Below are 16,757 nucleotides of genomic sequence, written 5' to 3'. Positions count from 1 at the left end.
ATACATTAATTAGACAGTTTATTTGGCAATTGGTGAATAATTGAATAAACTTTATACAGGAAGGGAAACACTATGAAATTTATTAAAATATTTGCCATGTTGGGGTTTTCTATTTGTAGCTTATTAAGCTATGCAGAACAAAACAGTGGGGTTAAACAAATTCAAGTTCGTTCAGAATTGTCTTCACCAGTTATAATGGAAGGCCATCCAGAAAAAAATTACTTAAAAGTCTCATTATCAGGCCAAAAAATTGATACCAATAAACGCGTTCCTATTAATTTAGCTATTGTTATTGATAAATCAGGTTCAATGGGTGGGGAGCGCATCGAAAAAGCGAGAGAAGCAGCTATTTTTGCGGTTAATTTATTGAACGAAGAAGATACGCTATCTATTGTTGCTTATGATAATGAAGCAAAAGTGATTGTGCCTGCAACCAAAGTAAAAAATAAACAAAAAATTATACAATTAATTAATAAAAATGTTTTTGCCGGTGGAGGAACAGCTTTATTTGCTGGCTTAAGTAAAGGTATTAAGCAAGTTGAAAATCAACTGACAAAAGATAAAGTTAATCGTATTATTTTGCTATCTGATGGTCAGGCTAATGTTGGTCCAAGCTCAGTAAATGAGCTATCTGAATTGGCTATTATTGCCGCGAAAAAGAATATTGCTATTACCACTATGGGGATAGGTTCTGATTATAATGAATTATTAATGTCATCGATCGCAAGTTATAGTGATGGAAATCATGTATTTGTAAATAATTCTGCCGATCTCGAAAATGTGTTTGTTCACGAATTTACTGATGTAATGTCAACTATTGCTCAAGACGTTGTGATTACTATTCAATTGAAAGATGGTGTTAAACCTGTGCGTTTACTTGGTCGAGATGGCGTGATCAAAGAGAATCAAGTCACGGTTAAAATGAATCAATTGTTTTCCAACCAAGAAAAGTATGTATTGTTAGAAGTGATACCTGATGAAGGTAAAGTGGGTCAAAATAAAACTTTAGCTCAAGTTGATTTGAAGTATGATAATTTATTGGTAAATAAGATTGAACATCAAACGCAATCGGTTAACATTGCGTATACCAATAATCAAAAATTGGTCGAGGATTCAATAATCCAAGATGTCTTAGCAGAGTCAGAAATTCAAAAAGTGACAATTGCGAATGAAAAAGCATTAGAGCTCTATGATCAAGGTATGCAAGAGCAAGCAGAAATGATGCTTATAGAAAATAGCAGTAGACTTGCATCATTTTCAGACATAATCGTATCACCTTCGTCAAAAGCGAGATTAGATGGCCAAATTGAGAAAAATAATATTATGGCTGATGCCGTTAAAAATCAGAATAGAAATGTTTCTCGTAAAATAATAACTCAACAACAGTTTGAGTCAAAAAGTAATGTAATTAAAAAATAGTTATGAAGAAATTAACAACGATTTTATCTTTATTGATATTAATGACATTTATAAGTTATTTAGGTTGGCGAAGCGTTGAACATGAGGTTTTATTAAGAGAAAATAATGAAACCTTACTCGCTAAAAGTCATATGAATAATATCAAATTATCGATTGAATCGTTGTTGAATCAACGTCTATCTTATCTTAATAGTTTGGCATTACAAATTGATAATGACTATGGTAAAGCTGAGGATTTATTAGAAACGGAAACGGATTTTAAGAATATTTTTATCATCAACAAAAATAGGATTTTATTTTTAAGTGATTCTGATGATTCTCAATGGCACAATCTGGTTGAATCAATTGCATTAGATAATTCTGTTTTGATCAATCAACAAGATTATTCAGAACAATCTCAACCAAGCTCTGGTTGGTATCAAATATATAACCACTTAATTTATTGGACAATTCAATCGGATAATATTATTGGTTTTGAATTTTCCAATATAAAGTTTTCATTTGATGTTATCAGTTTATTAGATACATATGATTCTGATGATAATTTTAAATTATCCGATGGCGATAAACAGATATATAGTAATGGTGAAAAATTCGATAATGAAATTTCTCTAAGGCTTAATTATCCCCTACAAAATTGGCATTTAACCTATTATTATTCTTCACCAAACTTAGTTAATTTATATTTATTAGGTTCAGGCGTTATAGGATTATTTTTTATCGTTTTGCTTGGGCTTATTGGTTACGGTTATCGAGAATATACCCGAACACTTCGTTTAGCAAAACAACAAGTAAGTTTTGTTGGGCAGGTTTCGCATGAGTTTAAAACGCCTTTAACCAATATATCTCTTTATTCAGAAATGTTATCTGAATATTTAGAAGATGAGCCAGCGCCTGTTCCTGATTATCTGCATATAATTAGTGCAGAAAGTAAACGACTTACGCGATTGGTGCAAAATGTTTTAACTTTTAATAAGCCAAGTCGTTTAAATATAAAACAAGTAAATTTAACCATACTAATTAAACAGATATATCAAACTTTTAAACCTATTTTAGAGGCTAAATCATTACAACTGAACATCACCACTCTTGAAAATGATTGTATAGTTGATACTGATGAAGATAGTGTCATGCAAATTCTCAATAACTTTTTGAGCAATGCCGAAAAATATGCTTTTAATGGTAAACGAATTGATTTATCTTTGACCAGAAAAGGAAAACTGGTCACAATTACTGTTCGTGATTATGGAGATGGTATTGCCAGCCATCTATTAAAACAGATTTTTGAACCATTTTATCGAGTCAATTCATCGATAACTGAAGGCGTTTCGGGTACAGGAATCGGTTTGACGATTGCCAAGCAGTTAGCTAGTCAGATCAACGGAGAGATTAAAGTTATGAATCATAATCCAGGAATGGCATTTTCACTGATATTAATGGAGTAGTAGAATGAAAATTTTAATTGCTGAAGATGATAAGCACATTCTTAATGGCATGTCAGATTTGTTAGAAAAAGAGGGCTACATTATTATTAAAGCTGTTAATGGTAAAGTTGCGCTGGAACTATTCAATCAATACCAACCCGATTTTATTATTTTAGATATTATGATGCCCGAGCTTGATGGCTATTCTGTTTGCCGTGCAATCCGTAAATTAAATGAAGATGTGCCAATTTTATTTTTATCCGCTAAAGATGAAGAAATCGATCGGGTTATTGGTTTAGAACTAGGTGCTGATGATTATATGAATAAACCTTTTGGTATTCATGAGCTTAGAGCAAGAATTAAGGCTATTGCTAAACGTTATTTAAAATCTAAACATCTAACTCTTTCTAAAGAAGATTATTTTCAATTTGGCGATTTAAATGTATATCCTACCGAATTGTACGCTAAAAGAAATGATCAGATAATTGAATTAACTTTACGAGAAATTAAGATTTTAGAATGTTTATATCAATATAAAAATCAAGTTGTTACTCGAGATATGCTTTTTGATTATGTGTGGGGATATGATTTTCTACCTAATAGTCGAACTCTTGATCAACATATTTCAAAATTGAGAAAACAAATAGAAATTAACCCAAGCATACCAACTTTAATAAAAACGGTACATGGAATTGGTTATAGACATTAAATTTGCTATACACTCTATTGAGCTGATTTTTCAGCATGTTAAGTCATCATCTCAAAAAGAGATGACGTTATATTGAGCAAATAATTCTGATTAGATGAGACTTGACATAAGGTATCACAGCAATTTTTTTCTATAGCTTTTGTAATATTATTGATTGACTGATAATTATTATTTTCAATAATTATCGATGGTTACGATTTTTATTTTCATGTTCAATTAACCATTTTTTTCTTTCTAATCCACCGCCATAGCCAACTAGTTCTCCATTCGATCCTATTACTCGATGACAAGGGACAATAATCGCCACTCTATTATAACCATTGGCATTGGCGACAGCTCGAATTGCTTGTGGATTATTAATTCTTTGTGCTTGCTGTTTATAAGTGGTCAATTCTCCATAGGGAATGTGTTTTAAGCAATCCCAAACGGTTTGTTGAAATAGGGTGCCAGGTGTATGTAAGGCAACGGTAAAGTTTGTTCTTGTTCCTGAAAAATATTCGGCAATTTCAACCTTAGCTTGTTTGATATGTTCATTTTCGCCAAAAATAATCTTCATTTTAAGTAGGCTTTGTAGTTGTTCAAATTCTGTTTCTAACATTCTTCTATCTACAAACTCTAATAAACAAATTCCTTGATTTGTTGCACAAATAAACATAGGACCTAAAGGGGAGGTTAATCTATCGATTAAAATAACGTCTTGCTGTTGGTTTGCTGAAGGTGACTTTTTCATGATTTTTTTATAAGTATAACCAAAACCACTTAAGGAATTGTAACCAGTATCAAAGGCAGTATTAATAACATTTTTTCCTGATTTTAATTCTTGAAAAGCACTGTTAATTCGATACATTCGTTGATAAGCATGAAAAGTAATTCCGTAATGTTTTTTAAACCAACGGCGAAGAGTTTCAGGACTTAGTTTATTTTGTCTGAGCTGATAATCAGTGATCTTTTGTTTAGGATTATTATTAATTAATGCTAGGGCTTTAATTATTTCATCTGGTGCTTGATTAGCATTTTCGGTTGGTTTGCATATTTTGCAAGGTCGATAACCGGCATCAAGCGCTGATTTGAATGAATCGAAAAATTCAACATTGGCAAATTTTGGTTTTCTTGCTCGGCAAGTTGCAATACAAAATACCGAAGTGGTTTTGACTCCGACATAAAAGATCCCAATATAGCTATGATCTCTTTCAAGTAAAGCTCGGTAATAAGTCTCTTTTTGATTAGGGTTAGTTATTAGCATTTTATTCTATCTTGTCTAAGTTTCGGTAATTTATGAACTAAGCTTATTAAAAATGCTATTCGTTGCGCAACCGAAAAATTGACAACTATTTTTATTCACTTTCTTCGTAAATTTTTTAGCTGTTTAATAAAAATAAATTGCTAAAATGACCATTATCAATCTAATATTGATACATCACTTGTTATCACTCAAGATTTTTATTATTTAATAGTCATTCCTTCGTTCATTGTTGTTAATATTTTTTGTAAATACTTAATATTTAAATCTGTTTTTATGACCAATTTTAGTACTAATTGCTTCTATTGCCTTAGGCATTTATTATTTTGGAGAGTACTATGCTTAGTTATCTTGATTTCCTTATTATTGCTTTAAAGTTGTTGGTTGTATTTATCTGTATTCTGTTATTTTTAAAAATAACCGGCAAAACTTCATTATCACAAATGTCGAGCATTGATTTTATTGGAAATATGATTTTAGGTGGCATTGCTGGCGGGATTATCTATAACCCCAAATTAACCATATATGATTTTATTGTCGTTTTGTTGATGTGGACGGCAATTATGTATAGCTCTAATTATTTAAAAAAACGCAGTCAAAATGCTAAGGCATTTATTGTCGGTAATCCAATTATATTGATGGATCAGGGTAAATTAAAATTGGACGCTTTCACCTCAATTAATTTAGATCTAGCTAGTTTTGCTGTATTGCTTAGAATGAAAAATGTTTTTACTATTCATGATGTTGAAAAAGCAATTTTGGAACCGAATGGGCAATTATCTATTGTAAAAAAAGGTGACAAAGATATATCGGTTATTGTATTAGAAAATGAACAACCAGTAGATGATGTTTTAAAACAAATTGGTAAAGATGAAAAATGGTTAAAATCAAACTTAGCAAAACAAGGTTATAAGAGTTTCCAAGGGCTTTATTGTGTGGAATATTATGATCATCGACTTTTTGTAATACCTAATGATGCAGTAAAATGAGTTTATGTTTTTATAACTAACCACTGACCATATAAATTTAAATCACTTATATGGTCAATGATTATTGCTTTAAGAAAATTATTTAATTCGCGTATAGTGGTGATATGTTTAATGATTTAGCAATAAAGCTTTTTACGGAGTTGGATTTAAGTTCGCTCTGTATTGATAACGCATGTTGCTTTGACTCACAACGTGTAAATACACAGGCGCCGGTGCCAGTTAATCTGGTTGGCGCATATCGCGATAACTGCTGAATATGGTTATCAATTTCAGGGTAACGCTGACGCACTACAGTTTCACAATCATTACTAAAATCATCAATAGAAATTGACATCAGTTGTTCAATACTACGCTTAGGTGTATTTCGTGGTAAATTTGGATCATTAAACACCGTAACCGTTGAAATTTCTATATTAGGGTTGCTGACTAAATACCAATATTGAGGTATATCAACTTGTTGCAACTGATCACCAATACCTTCTGCAAAAGCAGCATGACCATAAATAAAAATAGGTACATCGGCACCGATTGTACTACCTATTTTCATCAAGGTAGTTTGCGACAGATGTAAACCCCATAATTGATTTAACGCAACCAGTACTGTCGCTGCATTTGACGAAGCGCCACCAAGTCCACCGCCCATGGGGATCATTTTATCTATGGCAATATCTGCACCAAGCTTATTAGTGTTTACATAAGATTTTAAACGCTTAGCGGCTATAATAATTAGATTTTTATCTGCTGGGATATTATCAAATTGCGTTAATAGATTAATTTGCCCATCATCACGAGTCGTAATGGTCAATTTGTCGCAAATATCAATAAATTGAAACAAAGTTTGTAAATCATGATAATTATCTGGACGTCGTCCAGTTATATATAAAAAAAGATTTAATTTAGCTGGTGATAACCATTGAGTCATAATCATTATCCGTTATCGTAATATCCAATTGCTAATTTTCAAACGAATTAATTCATCATCATGAGAAAGTTCAATAATAGCAGGTAAATCAATTTTTTTATTTTTATAGGTATAAGTAGCGTAGCTGCTAATCTTTAGTGACCATTTATTGTTATTTTGCATAAATGAGGTGGAGGATAATCTACCTGAGCTGTCAATTTTATCAGCTTGGCTATCATCAGAAAAACCTTTCAACCAATTATGTAACGAATTGAGTGGGATATTAATATTGGATATTTTCTTCATTAATAGTTCCACATTAACATCATGGTAGCGAACGTTGTTGTTATCAATTAATTCGGCGTAATTAGGTTCAGCTTTTAAGGTTAAAATATTTGTGCCAATTGGCGTAGTTAATTTAACGTCATAATAATTTTCAGATTGCTGTGTAATAATAAAACGGCCATAACTTTTAGTTTTCGTTCCTATATGAGCAATACTACCATTAACTTGAAATGAATTAATTTGTGCAAGAACTTGTTTATGGTTTTGCCATTGCTGTTCTACAGATACATTAGTTTGATATTTTGTTGTTTGGCATGCACTAAGTATAAACGGCAGAATGAATATGAACACATATTTAATTTTAGACATAAATTAACTCTTTAGTTGTGTATGGTCAAAAGTAAGGCGTATTATAGCTGATAATTAGTTGAATAAGAAAAGGTAACTGAAATTAACCTTTATTATTTTTTTTAGGTATAATGAGTTCTTAATAAAAACTTTACAAACTATTACAAAAGAATCAATGCAATGTCTATTACTGTATTAGGTGTCAATCATAAAACAGCACCCGTTTCTTTAAGAGAAAAACTGGCCTTTTCTAATGAGGTTATTGATAAAGCATTATATAGTTTATATCAGCATCCTTTAATTGCTGGCTGTGTCATCCTATCAACCTGTAATCGAACCGAAATTTACTTAAGTTATGATCATGAAAGTGATTTTCTGCGGGTAAGACAATCGGTTGAAAATTGGTTAGCACAATATCATGGTATTGATTTGGCTTTATTTAAATCATCATTTTACTGTTATGATGGTCGGCAAGCAGTTGAACATCTTATGTCGGTAGCTTGCGGCATTGATTCATTAATTATTGGTGAACCGCAAATTTTAGGTCAAGTTAAACAAGCATATAGTTTTTCACAGCAAAACAATTGTTTATCAGCGGAATTGGAAAAACTTTTTCAATCCATTTTTCATGTAGCTAAAATTGTTCGTACTGAAACGAATATTGGCGCCAATACTGCATCGGTTGCTTATGCTGCCTGCCTAGTGGCTCGTGATGTTTTTACTGATACCTCTGCATTAAGTGTGATGTTAGTCGGAGCTGGTGAAACAATTGAACTAATTTCACGTTATCTCAAACCTCATGGTTTTAAACATGTCATTGTTGCCAATCGAACTCGAGACAAAGCATTAAAATTAGCTTCATTTATTGAGGCTGAAATTATTTCATTACCTGATATAGCTAATCGGCTGAAAGATGTTGATATTGTTATTAGCTCAACTGCTAGCCCATTGCCTATCATTGGCAAGGGGATGGTAGAGCGCACTATGCATGATCGAAATAATAAAAAGATGTTATTTATTGATTTAGCTGTACCTCGAGATGTTGAGTCAGAAATAAGCCAATTGGGAGATGTGCATCTATTTACTGTCGATGATCTACAACAAACGGTACAAAATAATCTTGAGCAACGTGTAATCGCAGCCAATGAAGCCAAGTACATAATTCAAGAGCAAGCAGAGCAATATATTGATTGGTTAAAAACACGCCATGCGGTAGAGTATGTTAAACAGTACCGTAATAACGCTCAAACCATTAAACGTCAATTAGAATTAAAAGCATTAAATGCGATTAAACAAGGCGCCAATATTGATGATGTTATTTTTGAATTTTCGCACAAATTAACCAATAAATTAATCCATGCACCAACTCGAATACTGCTGGATGCTGCAACGCATGACTGTGATGATTGTTTTAAAGTCTTAAGCAAAGGATTAGGACTAGAAGATAATTAATTTTTGATTGAATCTACAAAGGATGATGTAGTTATTGGACCAAATTGAATTTTTTGACATACCAAGCCCTTGCCAAAGAGTATGTCAAATGGATAGGCAAGGGTATTGTATAAAATGCTATCGTTCTCGCGACGAAAGATTTAATTGGCTAAATTATTCTAATTATCAAAAACAAGAAGTTTTGCGATTATGTAGACAAAGGGCCATAAGACGTTATTATCAATTCTTGCAGCAGCAACGACAACAAAATAATCAAATTACTTTTTCACAAATCGATTTTAATTTTTGATATTTAAACATCTATTTTTCTATAACTTGTAATCCTGCTCAACTCGGAGTAGCATTTTTAAGTATATTATTATGGTTTTGTATTAATTACCTTCGCTAATTAATGGGGATAGAAAATATGAAAATGTGTATTGCATGTGGTATGCCCATGACGGCTATTGCTGATTATCCTCTGCATGATATGTCAAAAAACTACTGTAAACATTGTGCTCATAGCGATGGAACAATGAAATCATTTGACGAAAAATGGCACGAGGTAACACTTAAATATGCTAATAATCATAATATTGATTATGGTGTTGCCAAAGAGACCGCTTATACAATTTTAAAAAAATTACCAGCCTGGAAACGTAGATGGTAGTAGAATTTTTAGGCAACTAACAGCATTTAGAATAATATCTGTTGCAGATATTGCAAAGCTTAGTATAATTGCCAACGTTTACTTTTTACACTTCTAATGCCAGTGTGGCGAAATTGGTAGACGCAGCGGATTCAAAATCCGCCGCCCTTAAAAGCGTGTCGGTTCGAGTCCGACCACTGGCACCAAATCAATCAACTTTAACTCTATTTTAAATCCTTTAAAGTATACTAAATTTTTGCAAAGAACTATAACATGAAGTGCGAGAACCAATTAAACAAGAAGCTAGCAACAATAGGTTTTATGCTACGATTGAAAAAATTTTTAATCCAATCTTGATCAAGGATTAAAAGAATACACCTTATAAAAGCTCTGCGACTATTAGATAATCGTTATTTCCACATATAAAAGACTCGCCCATTAACCAAATAACAGCTATTAAAGTAATTAATGGACTATCACTATTAAAGAATAATAGTGGATAAGATACCGTTAGCGACTTTGTTGGTGAATTAATGCATTAATCCTATCAACATAGGAATATTGATAATCGACAACTCACTAAAATTACCAACATATTTAGTAATTCAAAAATTGAACATCATATAACCATCTCCTTACCGGATCACCAGAATTCATACACGCAATTAGCTATCGCTAAGATTAAACAAAAGAAAATACGATAAGAATAAAACGTGAAGAAAGACGAACCGATCATGATGCTTTAAAAAACAAATGGTAATGTTTTATCTGTAAGGTAAAATTTCAACTGAATCAGTTTTACTATCTGATTCAATACTATCAGTTTTAAGTAACACATCATAGCAGATCCATTCAAACCCAGAGATAATCGATGAGCTGAAGATAATAAAAGCTAGCCCTACACATAGAGAACAAATGGTTATTAATTGAAAATGATATTCTAAAACAAACTCCGTTAATAAAAGGGTGAAATCAGAATTCTTACACTTTGTCACAAATCGCAAGGCTTGCTTTATAACTTTGTCCTTAATGAAATTTTTATTCCTAAGGCCGACTTAATAATTCAATTTGAAAAACAATAATTATTTTTAATTATATGTTTTTTGAGTTTCAGAATTACTCCTATATTCAATATGTTCTTAATAAACAGAGTATTAATTATAGATATTTCATCCAGCACCGCCGTCGCCGTAAAAGAAGTTATGACATCTGTTCACCATATTTCAACTAAATGTTTCTTAAAATATCTAATTATATTCTAAATTTATTTATCAATCTTTTTCATTATTTAATTAACAGTTTGATGAAATTTAATGTTATCGGAAAGTTATTATTTTTAATCAAATTATATTAAATAGATTTTTTTGATCGTTTTTTTCGATCGTTTTATCGATTTTGATCGGTAAAAACGATATGACGACGATAATCGTTTTAGTGACAATATTAGTATAAATTTTTTACATAAAAACGCTTAAGTTTCCATATTATGGAAAGTGACATTGATATAGTGTTTGTCATTCGTTATGTACTATTGAAATAGTTATAAATTTTTGAATGGACTTTTAATATGGCAATAAAACATGATCAAGATAGTAGCTCAGGGCAAAAGTTATTACGTATGTACCAAATATTATTTTCAGAAGATAAGTGTCATTATCAGTCTGAATTAAGTAAATTACTAAATTGTTCTGCACAAACAATTATGCGATTAGCTAATGAAATAGAGCAATCAAGTCCTAGCTGTTTTCAAACAGGTCTTGATAGAGGACGGCGATGGTATCGCTTGCAGGCTAAACACCACAATATGTTAGGACTTGATTATCAGGAGCTACACTATCTAAGTTTATGTCAGGAAATTTCTAAAGGTTTTATTCCCGAGGATATTTCTAAACGTTTAGATCAAACTATTTTGAAATTATCAACACTGTTGTTAGAACTTGATTCTGAAAAACTTCCTTATACAAATAAACCTATCGCTTTTTTCAGCAAAGGAAAGATTGATTATTCAACACATGATTCGATTGTTGAGACTTTATTAACTTGCATTAACTCTCAATATTTTTGCCATCTTCACTATTTATCCGATAGAAATCCAAATGGTAAGAATCATTATTTTATACCCAAAAAACTTATTGCGATGAATAACGCTTTATATGTCTATGGTGCCAGCACAAACAATGTCGGTAAAGACATAATCAATACTATGTGTTTAGCCATCCACCGTATCAAAAAATTAGACTTAATTAAACAACAAATTTGTATAGCTATTCCAGATCCTAACCCAAATACTTTTGGTTTACCGTGGCATGAACCTCGTACTTTTACCATACAGTTTAGAAAAGATGTTTCAAACTATATAAAAGAACGGGTATGGGCTGAACAACAAAAAATAGAGGAATTAGACAATGGTGATATTGCATTAACGATTACCACATGTAGTGAACCCGAACTTATGGCATGGATTAGAAGTTTTGGAGAAAAGGCTTCAGTCTCAAGTTTAGTAAATTTATAACGTACCTAAAAATAGTAGTGAAAGATCTTAACACTTGTAATTTATATGAGGAAAACAGCATGGCAATACCGTTAGTAATTATTGGAGCTGCAGCTGCGGCAACAGTGTTTGGTGGAAAAAAAGCATATGATGGGCATAAAACCAAGCAAGAGGCCAACGAAATTCAGGAGAATGCAATTAAAAAATATAATAACAGAAAAGAGCAACTTGATAAAATACAAAATGATACCGATGAAAAATTAAATAATCTTGGTCTTTTGGAACTGAGTATTGGTCAATCAATTGGTGAATTTGAAATATTAGCTAATGAATTATTAGTAAAAATGGAAAAAAGTGGTTATAAAAACCAGAAATTGAGTATTCCATCAAACCAATTGAGTAAAATTAATGATCTTACTATTTCTACGACTGAATTTTTAGCAACCGTAGCTGCTGCAGGCGCCACCGGTGCCGCTGCAAGTTTTGCTGTTTATAGTGGAGTGATGGCATTTGCTGCAGCATCAACAGGTACCCCTATTGCAGCATTGTCAGGTGCCGCTGCCTACAATGCAACAATGGCTGCAATTGGCGGCGGATCGCTTGCTGCAGGTGGTTGGGGAATGGCTGGTGGTGCGATGGTATTAGGTGCCGCAGCGGCAGCGCCTATTTTAGCTGTTGCTGGTTGGGCTTATGCAATACATGCAGAAAAAGCATTAGCGAATGCAGAAGAACAAAACAATGAAGTCAATAAAGCCTTAGAAAAAATGAAATTGGCCGAAGTACGACTCAACAAAATAACTAATTATGTACAACGAATTGATCTATCACTGACTTCCATTAATAATACTTTTATTGAGTATTTCGATGCCTTAAAAGCAATGCATCAAACTATTATGAAGCGTCATCAAGGCGAAGATATCTCAATTGATGAATCTAAAGAATTTCTTCAGAAAATTGATAACGGCTATGCATTGGCGGCCATTATGACTGAGATTATTACTACTCCGATTTTTAAAGCTCAAGTTGATGAGGATGGAAAAGCAGTTATTAAAGATGGACAAATTCAATTCGAAACTGATGAAGATGGTGGAAGCGTACTTAATGAAACAATTTTAGATTCAGTTTTAACTGAACAGTCTAAAAAACATAATGAAATTTTATCAAAATAATTATATATCGCCGGATATTTTCCGGCTTATTTATAAGGAACATCCATGTATAAAGCTGAAATAGACTGGAGTCACGAACTTCATGAAACTGTTGTTAAATCACTAGCGACTTCTTTTGGATTAGATTTTTTATTATTTAAAGATAAAGATGGTGGTGATGTCGATACTATCCATAATGTGAGAAAGGGGATTTACGCGACTGAAAAAGAAAAAGAGCAGTATGATAATCGTGGGAAATATGATTCTCATAAATATCATTCACACCGTGATTATATTGCAACAAATAAGCAAGGTAAAATTGCTCATCAACAAGGGGAGTTATATGATGAATATACAGGTAATTCTTTTCATGTTGATGATAAAAAGAATCTAGATCACGTTATATCTGCAAAAGAGATCCATGATGATGCAGGTAGAGTTTTAGCAGATATCATAGGGGAAGATTTAGCAAATGCTGAATCAAATCTTTGTTTTACTAATGAAAATATTAATAAAAAAAAGCAAGATAAGTCGATGCAGCAGTTTACTCTGAAACTACAAAATGAGCATATTGAAAGACAACAGAAAATAGCTGAACTCAAAAATAAACCTCATTTAACTGAACAAGAGCAAAAAGAATTAAAAAAATTAGAAAATATAGTTAATGCTGATTTAGCAAAGATGAAAGAAATCGATGAAAAAGCGAGAGCAGATTATAATCAAAAGATAAATCGTGAATATTATATAAGTAGTAAATTTGCAAAAAATATCACTAAACAGGCTGCTATTTCAGGTTTTAAAATGGGCACAAGGCAAATGCTGGGGCTGATTTTGGCTGAAGTGTGGTTTGAACTAAAAGAATCAATTCCTACTATATATGAGCGAAATCGTCAATATTTTACCATCAATGGTTTTATAATTGATTTAATGAGTACATTTAACAATATATGGCATAGAATTAAAAACAAGTTCCATACATTTTTTATGGCTTTTAAAGATTCGGCAATAGGTGGAGTGTTATCAAGCGTTAGTACCACCGTGATTAATATTTTTTTTACAACACAAAAACAGATCGTGAAGATGCTTCGCGAGATTTGGGGGAATTTAGTACAAGCAATTAAATTAATATTCTTTAACCCTCAATCATTACCTTTAGGTCAATTAATTAAAGAAGTCGGTAAAATTGTTGGTGCAGGAATAGCTGTTTCTTGTGGTGTAATGGTTAACTCAATGTTATCTCACGTTTGTGTATTCCCTTTTGGTACAGAAATAGCCGCTTTTTGTAGCACCTTAGTTACGGGTATTATTACATTAGGGGTAACTTATTATCTTGAAAATGGCGAGATTTGTCAGAAGATTTGGTCATTTTTAGATAAATTCTCTGATAACAGTACTAAAAGACTTAATTTTTATCGTGAAGTTAATAAAAAATTAGACTGTTACCTATTAGAACTTTACCAATTAGAATTTAACATTGATACCGAACAACTTGAGTTCTTTTCATTACGTTTATCTTCAGTCAATAATGAACTTGAACGAAGTTTTATACTAAAAGAGGAAATTGATAAACGAAATATTGAATTGCCATATGAAATGGGAAATTTTGATTCATTAAAGTCGTGGTTAAATTCACGGTGAGTTTTTTAACACCTTTCCCCTGTGATAAATGTGGTATATGTTGCTGTCACGTAAATTTATCGCTCGAAACCCAATTTTTGGATCGAGGAGATGGTATTTGTCTTGCATATAATCCACATTTAAAATTGTGTCGTATTTATGGCGTACGTCCAGATATTTGTCGGGTAGATGAACAATATAAAAAAAATTATATAAATAAATATACTTGGCAGGAATTTATTGAATTAAATCAAATCGCCTGCCGTATTTTATTATCTAAATAAAAATTTTAAAGAAAAACTCTTCAATCTAAGTTATGACATTCTAACTATATTCTAAATAGGAGTAATATATATTTATCTATTTTTCTAATTATCAGATATCCAGAACTGATAATTAGAAATATTACTCTTTACGAAAGCCAAGAAATAACACTTTTCATAGAAGATTATAGTCAATTTTAACCTCACGGATAAATGGCTACATTGTATTTTATGAATATAAAATTACCTATAATAAATTAGTAATTGGTAAATACTACAGATAACTATACGCGAAGGTGGAAAGCTATTAATAAATTGATTAATAAGTAATAAATGAATAATTCTATTATTGGTTATCTTGCAGAAATCTATTGTGATAACTATAAACTATTTTTTAATGAAATCGTTCACGAATCACCTTAGTTTAAGGCTGCGAGTTTTCATTTTCTATACTTAATATACAATGTCTTGATAACTGGAGATGAAGAATTTCAAAATACCTACCTAGAAGAATAAATTAACCAATCCATTTTTTATAATAGAACTCAAATATTAATTAAATGGTGGTATACACTCCTCAATTATTTTTACAAAATAAACCTTTATAAACCAAATTCAAATAATAAGAATATTTATCTGGCATAATAAATTAGAATTCAAAGAAGATTTTCAAGTTAATATTTATATTTTTAAAATTATAATCTATTGTTTTTATCTTGCTGAATATATCATCGATAAAGATTATTGGACTGATGGTTTAAGTAATTAGAACTTTTAGTAGTTGATGTTTTACATCATAGTTGATGAACCATAATTATATTCTGATAAATATTGTCTCTATATAGCTTATAGAAATCCCGCAATTAAGTGTTTAGGTTATGATGGCATATATTTAAATGCTATAACAATATAACTATTTATTATTATTCAAATAGTTATTTATTACTATAATCAAGTACATCCTAATGATATTTCTCAATATATCTATTTAAATAGAAACTTACACAAGGATGGAAAAATTATGCGCTCTTTCCTGTCTTTTTATAAAAACATTTTTGCCGTGGTTATTGGCGTTGTTTTTCTTTTAATAACTCCTTTATCAGTAGCAAAAATTGATGATAATTCTAATGTGCTAAGAGTTGGCATTGATTTGACCTATGCGCCTTTTGCTTATCTGGAAAATAATCAAGCTGAAGGTTTTGACCCTGATTTTATGCGTTTGTTAGCACAAAAGTCTCATAAGATAGCTGAGTTTAATGATACTCGAATTGAAAATATTATTATTGGACTGGAATCAGGCCATTATGATGTTGTAGCTAGTGCTTTATATGTTAATGGTACACGAGCTAAACAAGTTGATTTTATTCCTTATTTACAGACTGGTGGTGTGCTATTAGTTCGACAAGATGATAAATTTAATCCACAAACCTTAGAAGATTTATGTGGTAAGAGTGTATCGTCTATGAAAGGGGCGGCATGGATTGAAACAATGAATCAGATCAGTGAGACATATTGTAAATCTCACCATCTTCAGGCCATTATGGTAAAAGAGTACCCAAGTGCTCCAGAAGCTTCTCAAGCGCTCCTTTCACATGGTGTTGATGTGCAATATGAAGATGCTGCGGTGGCAAATATGGTGATCAAACAACTAAATAACAGTTTGAAAATCACTAGCAAAAATATGATAAATCCTGTTCTGATTGGTTTGGCTGTGCGCAAGAATGATACGGAGTTCAAGCAATATTTGCTCGATCTTATTAAATCGGTACGACAATCTGGCGAATACGATCTATTGTTAAAAAAATATAATTTAGCTTATCCCAATCAAACATTACTACAAGAT

14 protein-coding genes, 1 tRNA gene and 1 pseudogene are annotated in these 16,757 nt (G+C 31.6%); 12 read left to right on the top strand and 4 right to left on the bottom strand.

Annotated features, from left to right (window positions below; translation table 11 throughout):
* The first annotated feature begins 72 nt into the window (after positions 1–72).
* Genes H3S74_RS03615 through H3S74_RS03605 form a run of 3 tightly spaced genes read left to right on the top strand, consistent with a single transcriptional unit; the run spans position 73 to position 3,552 of the window.
* Positions 73–1,419 carry a VWA domain-containing protein gene (locus H3S74_RS03615; RefSeq protein ID WP_198247236.1) on the top strand — a complete coding sequence of 449 codons (1,347 nt, stop codon included), beginning with the start codon at positions 73–75 and terminating at the stop codon, positions 1,417–1,419.
* Between the two features lie 2 nt (positions 1,420–1,421).
* Positions 1,422–2,864, top strand: a complete 1,443-nt coding sequence (locus H3S74_RS03610; protein ID WP_198247235.1) for a cell wall metabolism sensor histidine kinase WalK — start codon at positions 1,422–1,424, stop codon at positions 2,862–2,864.
* 4 nt (positions 2,865–2,868) lie between these two features.
* Positions 2,869–3,552: a response regulator transcription factor gene (locus H3S74_RS03605; RefSeq protein ID WP_110447803.1), complete on the top strand. Its 684-nt coding sequence runs from the start codon at positions 2,869–2,871 to the stop codon at positions 3,550–3,552.
* 181 nt (positions 3,553–3,733) lie between these two features.
* Here H3S74_RS03605 and H3S74_RS03600 read toward each other — a convergent pair whose 3' ends face one another.
* Positions 3,734–4,795: a bifunctional transcriptional activator/DNA repair enzyme AdaA gene (locus H3S74_RS03600; protein ID WP_110447804.1), complete on the bottom strand. Its 1,062-nt coding sequence runs from the start codon at positions 4,793–4,795 to the stop codon at positions 3,734–3,736.
* A 335-nt stretch (positions 4,796–5,130) separates the two neighbouring features.
* Here H3S74_RS03600 and H3S74_RS03595 point away from each other — a divergent pair, with 335 nt between their 5' ends.
* Positions 5,131–5,781: a DUF421 domain-containing protein gene (locus tag H3S74_RS03595; protein WP_198247234.1), complete on the top strand. Its 651-nt coding sequence runs from the start codon at positions 5,131–5,133 to the stop codon at positions 5,779–5,781.
* An 82-nt stretch (positions 5,782–5,863) separates the two neighbouring features.
* On the opposite strand, the gene ispE is transcribed toward H3S74_RS03595, so the two are convergent.
* A complete protein-coding gene (gene ispE / locus H3S74_RS03590) occupies positions 5,864–6,706 on the bottom strand; it encodes a 4-(cytidine 5'-diphospho)-2-C-methyl-D-erythritol kinase (RefSeq protein WP_198201117.1) in 843 nt (280 codons plus the stop codon).
* A gap of 9 nt (positions 6,707–6,715) precedes the next feature.
* Positions 6,716–7,336 (bottom strand): lipoprotein insertase outer membrane protein LolB, encoded by a 621-nt coding sequence (gene lolB, locus H3S74_RS03585; RefSeq protein WP_198199978.1) that lies wholly within the window; start codon positions 7,334–7,336, stop codon positions 6,716–6,718.
* A 159-nt stretch (positions 7,337–7,495) separates the two neighbouring features.
* Here lolB and hemA point away from each other — a divergent pair, with 159 nt between their 5' ends.
* The 4 genes from hemA (at position 7,496) to H3S74_RS03565 (ending at position 9,601) form a co-directional block, all read left to right on the top strand.
* Complete coding sequence (gene hemA, locus H3S74_RS03580; protein WP_198199977.1) at positions 7,496–8,767, top strand: glutamyl-tRNA reductase; 1,272 nt, start codon at positions 7,496–7,498, stop codon at positions 8,765–8,767.
* Between the two features lie 34 nt (positions 8,768–8,801).
* A complete protein-coding gene (locus tag H3S74_RS12660) occupies positions 8,802–9,056 on the top strand; it encodes a DUF1289 domain-containing protein (protein WP_110447809.1) in 255 nt (84 codons plus the stop codon).
* A gap of 117 nt (positions 9,057–9,173) precedes the next feature.
* A complete protein-coding gene (locus H3S74_RS03570; protein WP_110447810.1) occupies positions 9,174–9,416 on the top strand; it encodes a zinc ribbon domain-containing protein in 243 nt (80 codons plus the stop codon).
* A 98-nt stretch (positions 9,417–9,514) separates the two neighbouring features.
* Positions 9,515–9,601 (top strand) — tRNA-Leu (locus H3S74_RS03565).
* Between the two features lie 558 nt (positions 9,602–10,159).
* Here H3S74_RS03565 and H3S74_RS03560 read toward each other — a convergent pair.
* Complete coding sequence (locus tag H3S74_RS03560) at positions 10,160–10,390, bottom strand: hypothetical protein (RefSeq protein ID WP_198247233.1); 231 nt, start codon at positions 10,388–10,390, stop codon at positions 10,160–10,162.
* 572 nt (positions 10,391–10,962) lie between these two features.
* Here H3S74_RS03560 and H3S74_RS03555 point away from each other — a divergent pair.
* The 4 genes and pseudogenes from H3S74_RS03555 to H3S74_RS12655 form a co-directional block, all read left to right on the top strand.
* Positions 10,963–11,907 carry a WYL domain-containing protein gene (locus H3S74_RS03555; RefSeq protein WP_110447811.1) on the top strand — a complete coding sequence of 315 codons (945 nt, stop codon included), beginning with the start codon at positions 10,963–10,965 and terminating at the stop codon, positions 11,905–11,907.
* Positions 11,908–11,966: 59 nt separating this feature from the next.
* Positions 11,967–13,055, top strand: a complete 1,089-nt coding sequence (locus H3S74_RS03550) for a hypothetical protein (RefSeq protein WP_198247232.1) — start codon at positions 11,967–11,969, stop codon at positions 13,053–13,055.
* 45 nt (positions 13,056–13,100) lie between these two features.
* Positions 13,101–14,672 (top strand): hypothetical protein, encoded by a 1,572-nt coding sequence (locus H3S74_RS03545; protein WP_198247231.1) that lies wholly within the window; start codon positions 13,101–13,103, stop codon positions 14,670–14,672.
* A 1,263-nt stretch (positions 14,673–15,935) separates the two neighbouring features.
* Positions 15,936–16,712: pseudogene (locus tag H3S74_RS12655) on the top strand (transporter substrate-binding domain-containing protein); the annotation flags it as partial.
* Positions 16,713–16,757 lie beyond the last annotated feature (45 nt).

The organism is Gilliamella sp. W8126, from assembly GCF_016102185.1.
Taxonomy (GTDB): domain Bacteria; phylum Pseudomonadota; class Gammaproteobacteria; order Enterobacterales; family Orbaceae; genus Gilliamella; species Gilliamella apis_A.
This window is presented reverse-complemented; position numbering and strand designations above follow the sequence as displayed.

Excerpts from the sequence above, each read along its gene's own strand:
- H3S74_RS03615 (WP_198247236.1), top strand. The coding sequence starts at position 73 with ATGAAATTTATTAAAATATTTGCCATGTTGGGGTTTTCTATTTGTAGC.
- H3S74_RS03610 (WP_198247235.1), top strand. The coding sequence starts at position 1,422 with ATGAAGAAATTAACAACGATTTTATCTTTATTGATATTAATGACATTT.
- H3S74_RS03605 (WP_110447803.1), top strand. The coding sequence starts at position 2,869 with ATGAAAATTTTAATTGCTGAAGATGATAAGCACATTCTTAATGGCATG.
- H3S74_RS03600 (WP_110447804.1), bottom strand. The coding sequence starts at position 4,795 with ATGCTAATAACTAACCCTAATCAAAAAGAGACTTATTACCGAGCTTTA.
- H3S74_RS03595 (WP_198247234.1), top strand. The coding sequence starts at position 5,131 with ATGCTTAGTTATCTTGATTTCCTTATTATTGCTTTAAAGTTGTTGGTT.
- lolB (WP_198199978.1), bottom strand. The coding sequence starts at position 7,336 with ATGTCTAAAATTAAATATGTGTTCATATTCATTCTGCCGTTTATACTT.
- hemA (WP_198199977.1), top strand. The coding sequence starts at position 7,496 with ATGTCTATTACTGTATTAGGTGTCAATCATAAAACAGCACCCGTTTCT.
- H3S74_RS03570 (WP_110447810.1), top strand. The coding sequence starts at position 9,174 with ATGAAAATGTGTATTGCATGTGGTATGCCCATGACGGCTATTGCTGAT.
- H3S74_RS03555 (WP_110447811.1), top strand. The coding sequence starts at position 10,963 with ATGGCAATAAAACATGATCAAGATAGTAGCTCAGGGCAAAAGTTATTA.
- H3S74_RS03550 (WP_198247232.1), top strand. The coding sequence starts at position 11,967 with ATGGCAATACCGTTAGTAATTATTGGAGCTGCAGCTGCGGCAACAGTG.
- H3S74_RS03545 (WP_198247231.1), top strand. The coding sequence starts at position 13,101 with ATGTATAAAGCTGAAATAGACTGGAGTCACGAACTTCATGAAACTGTT.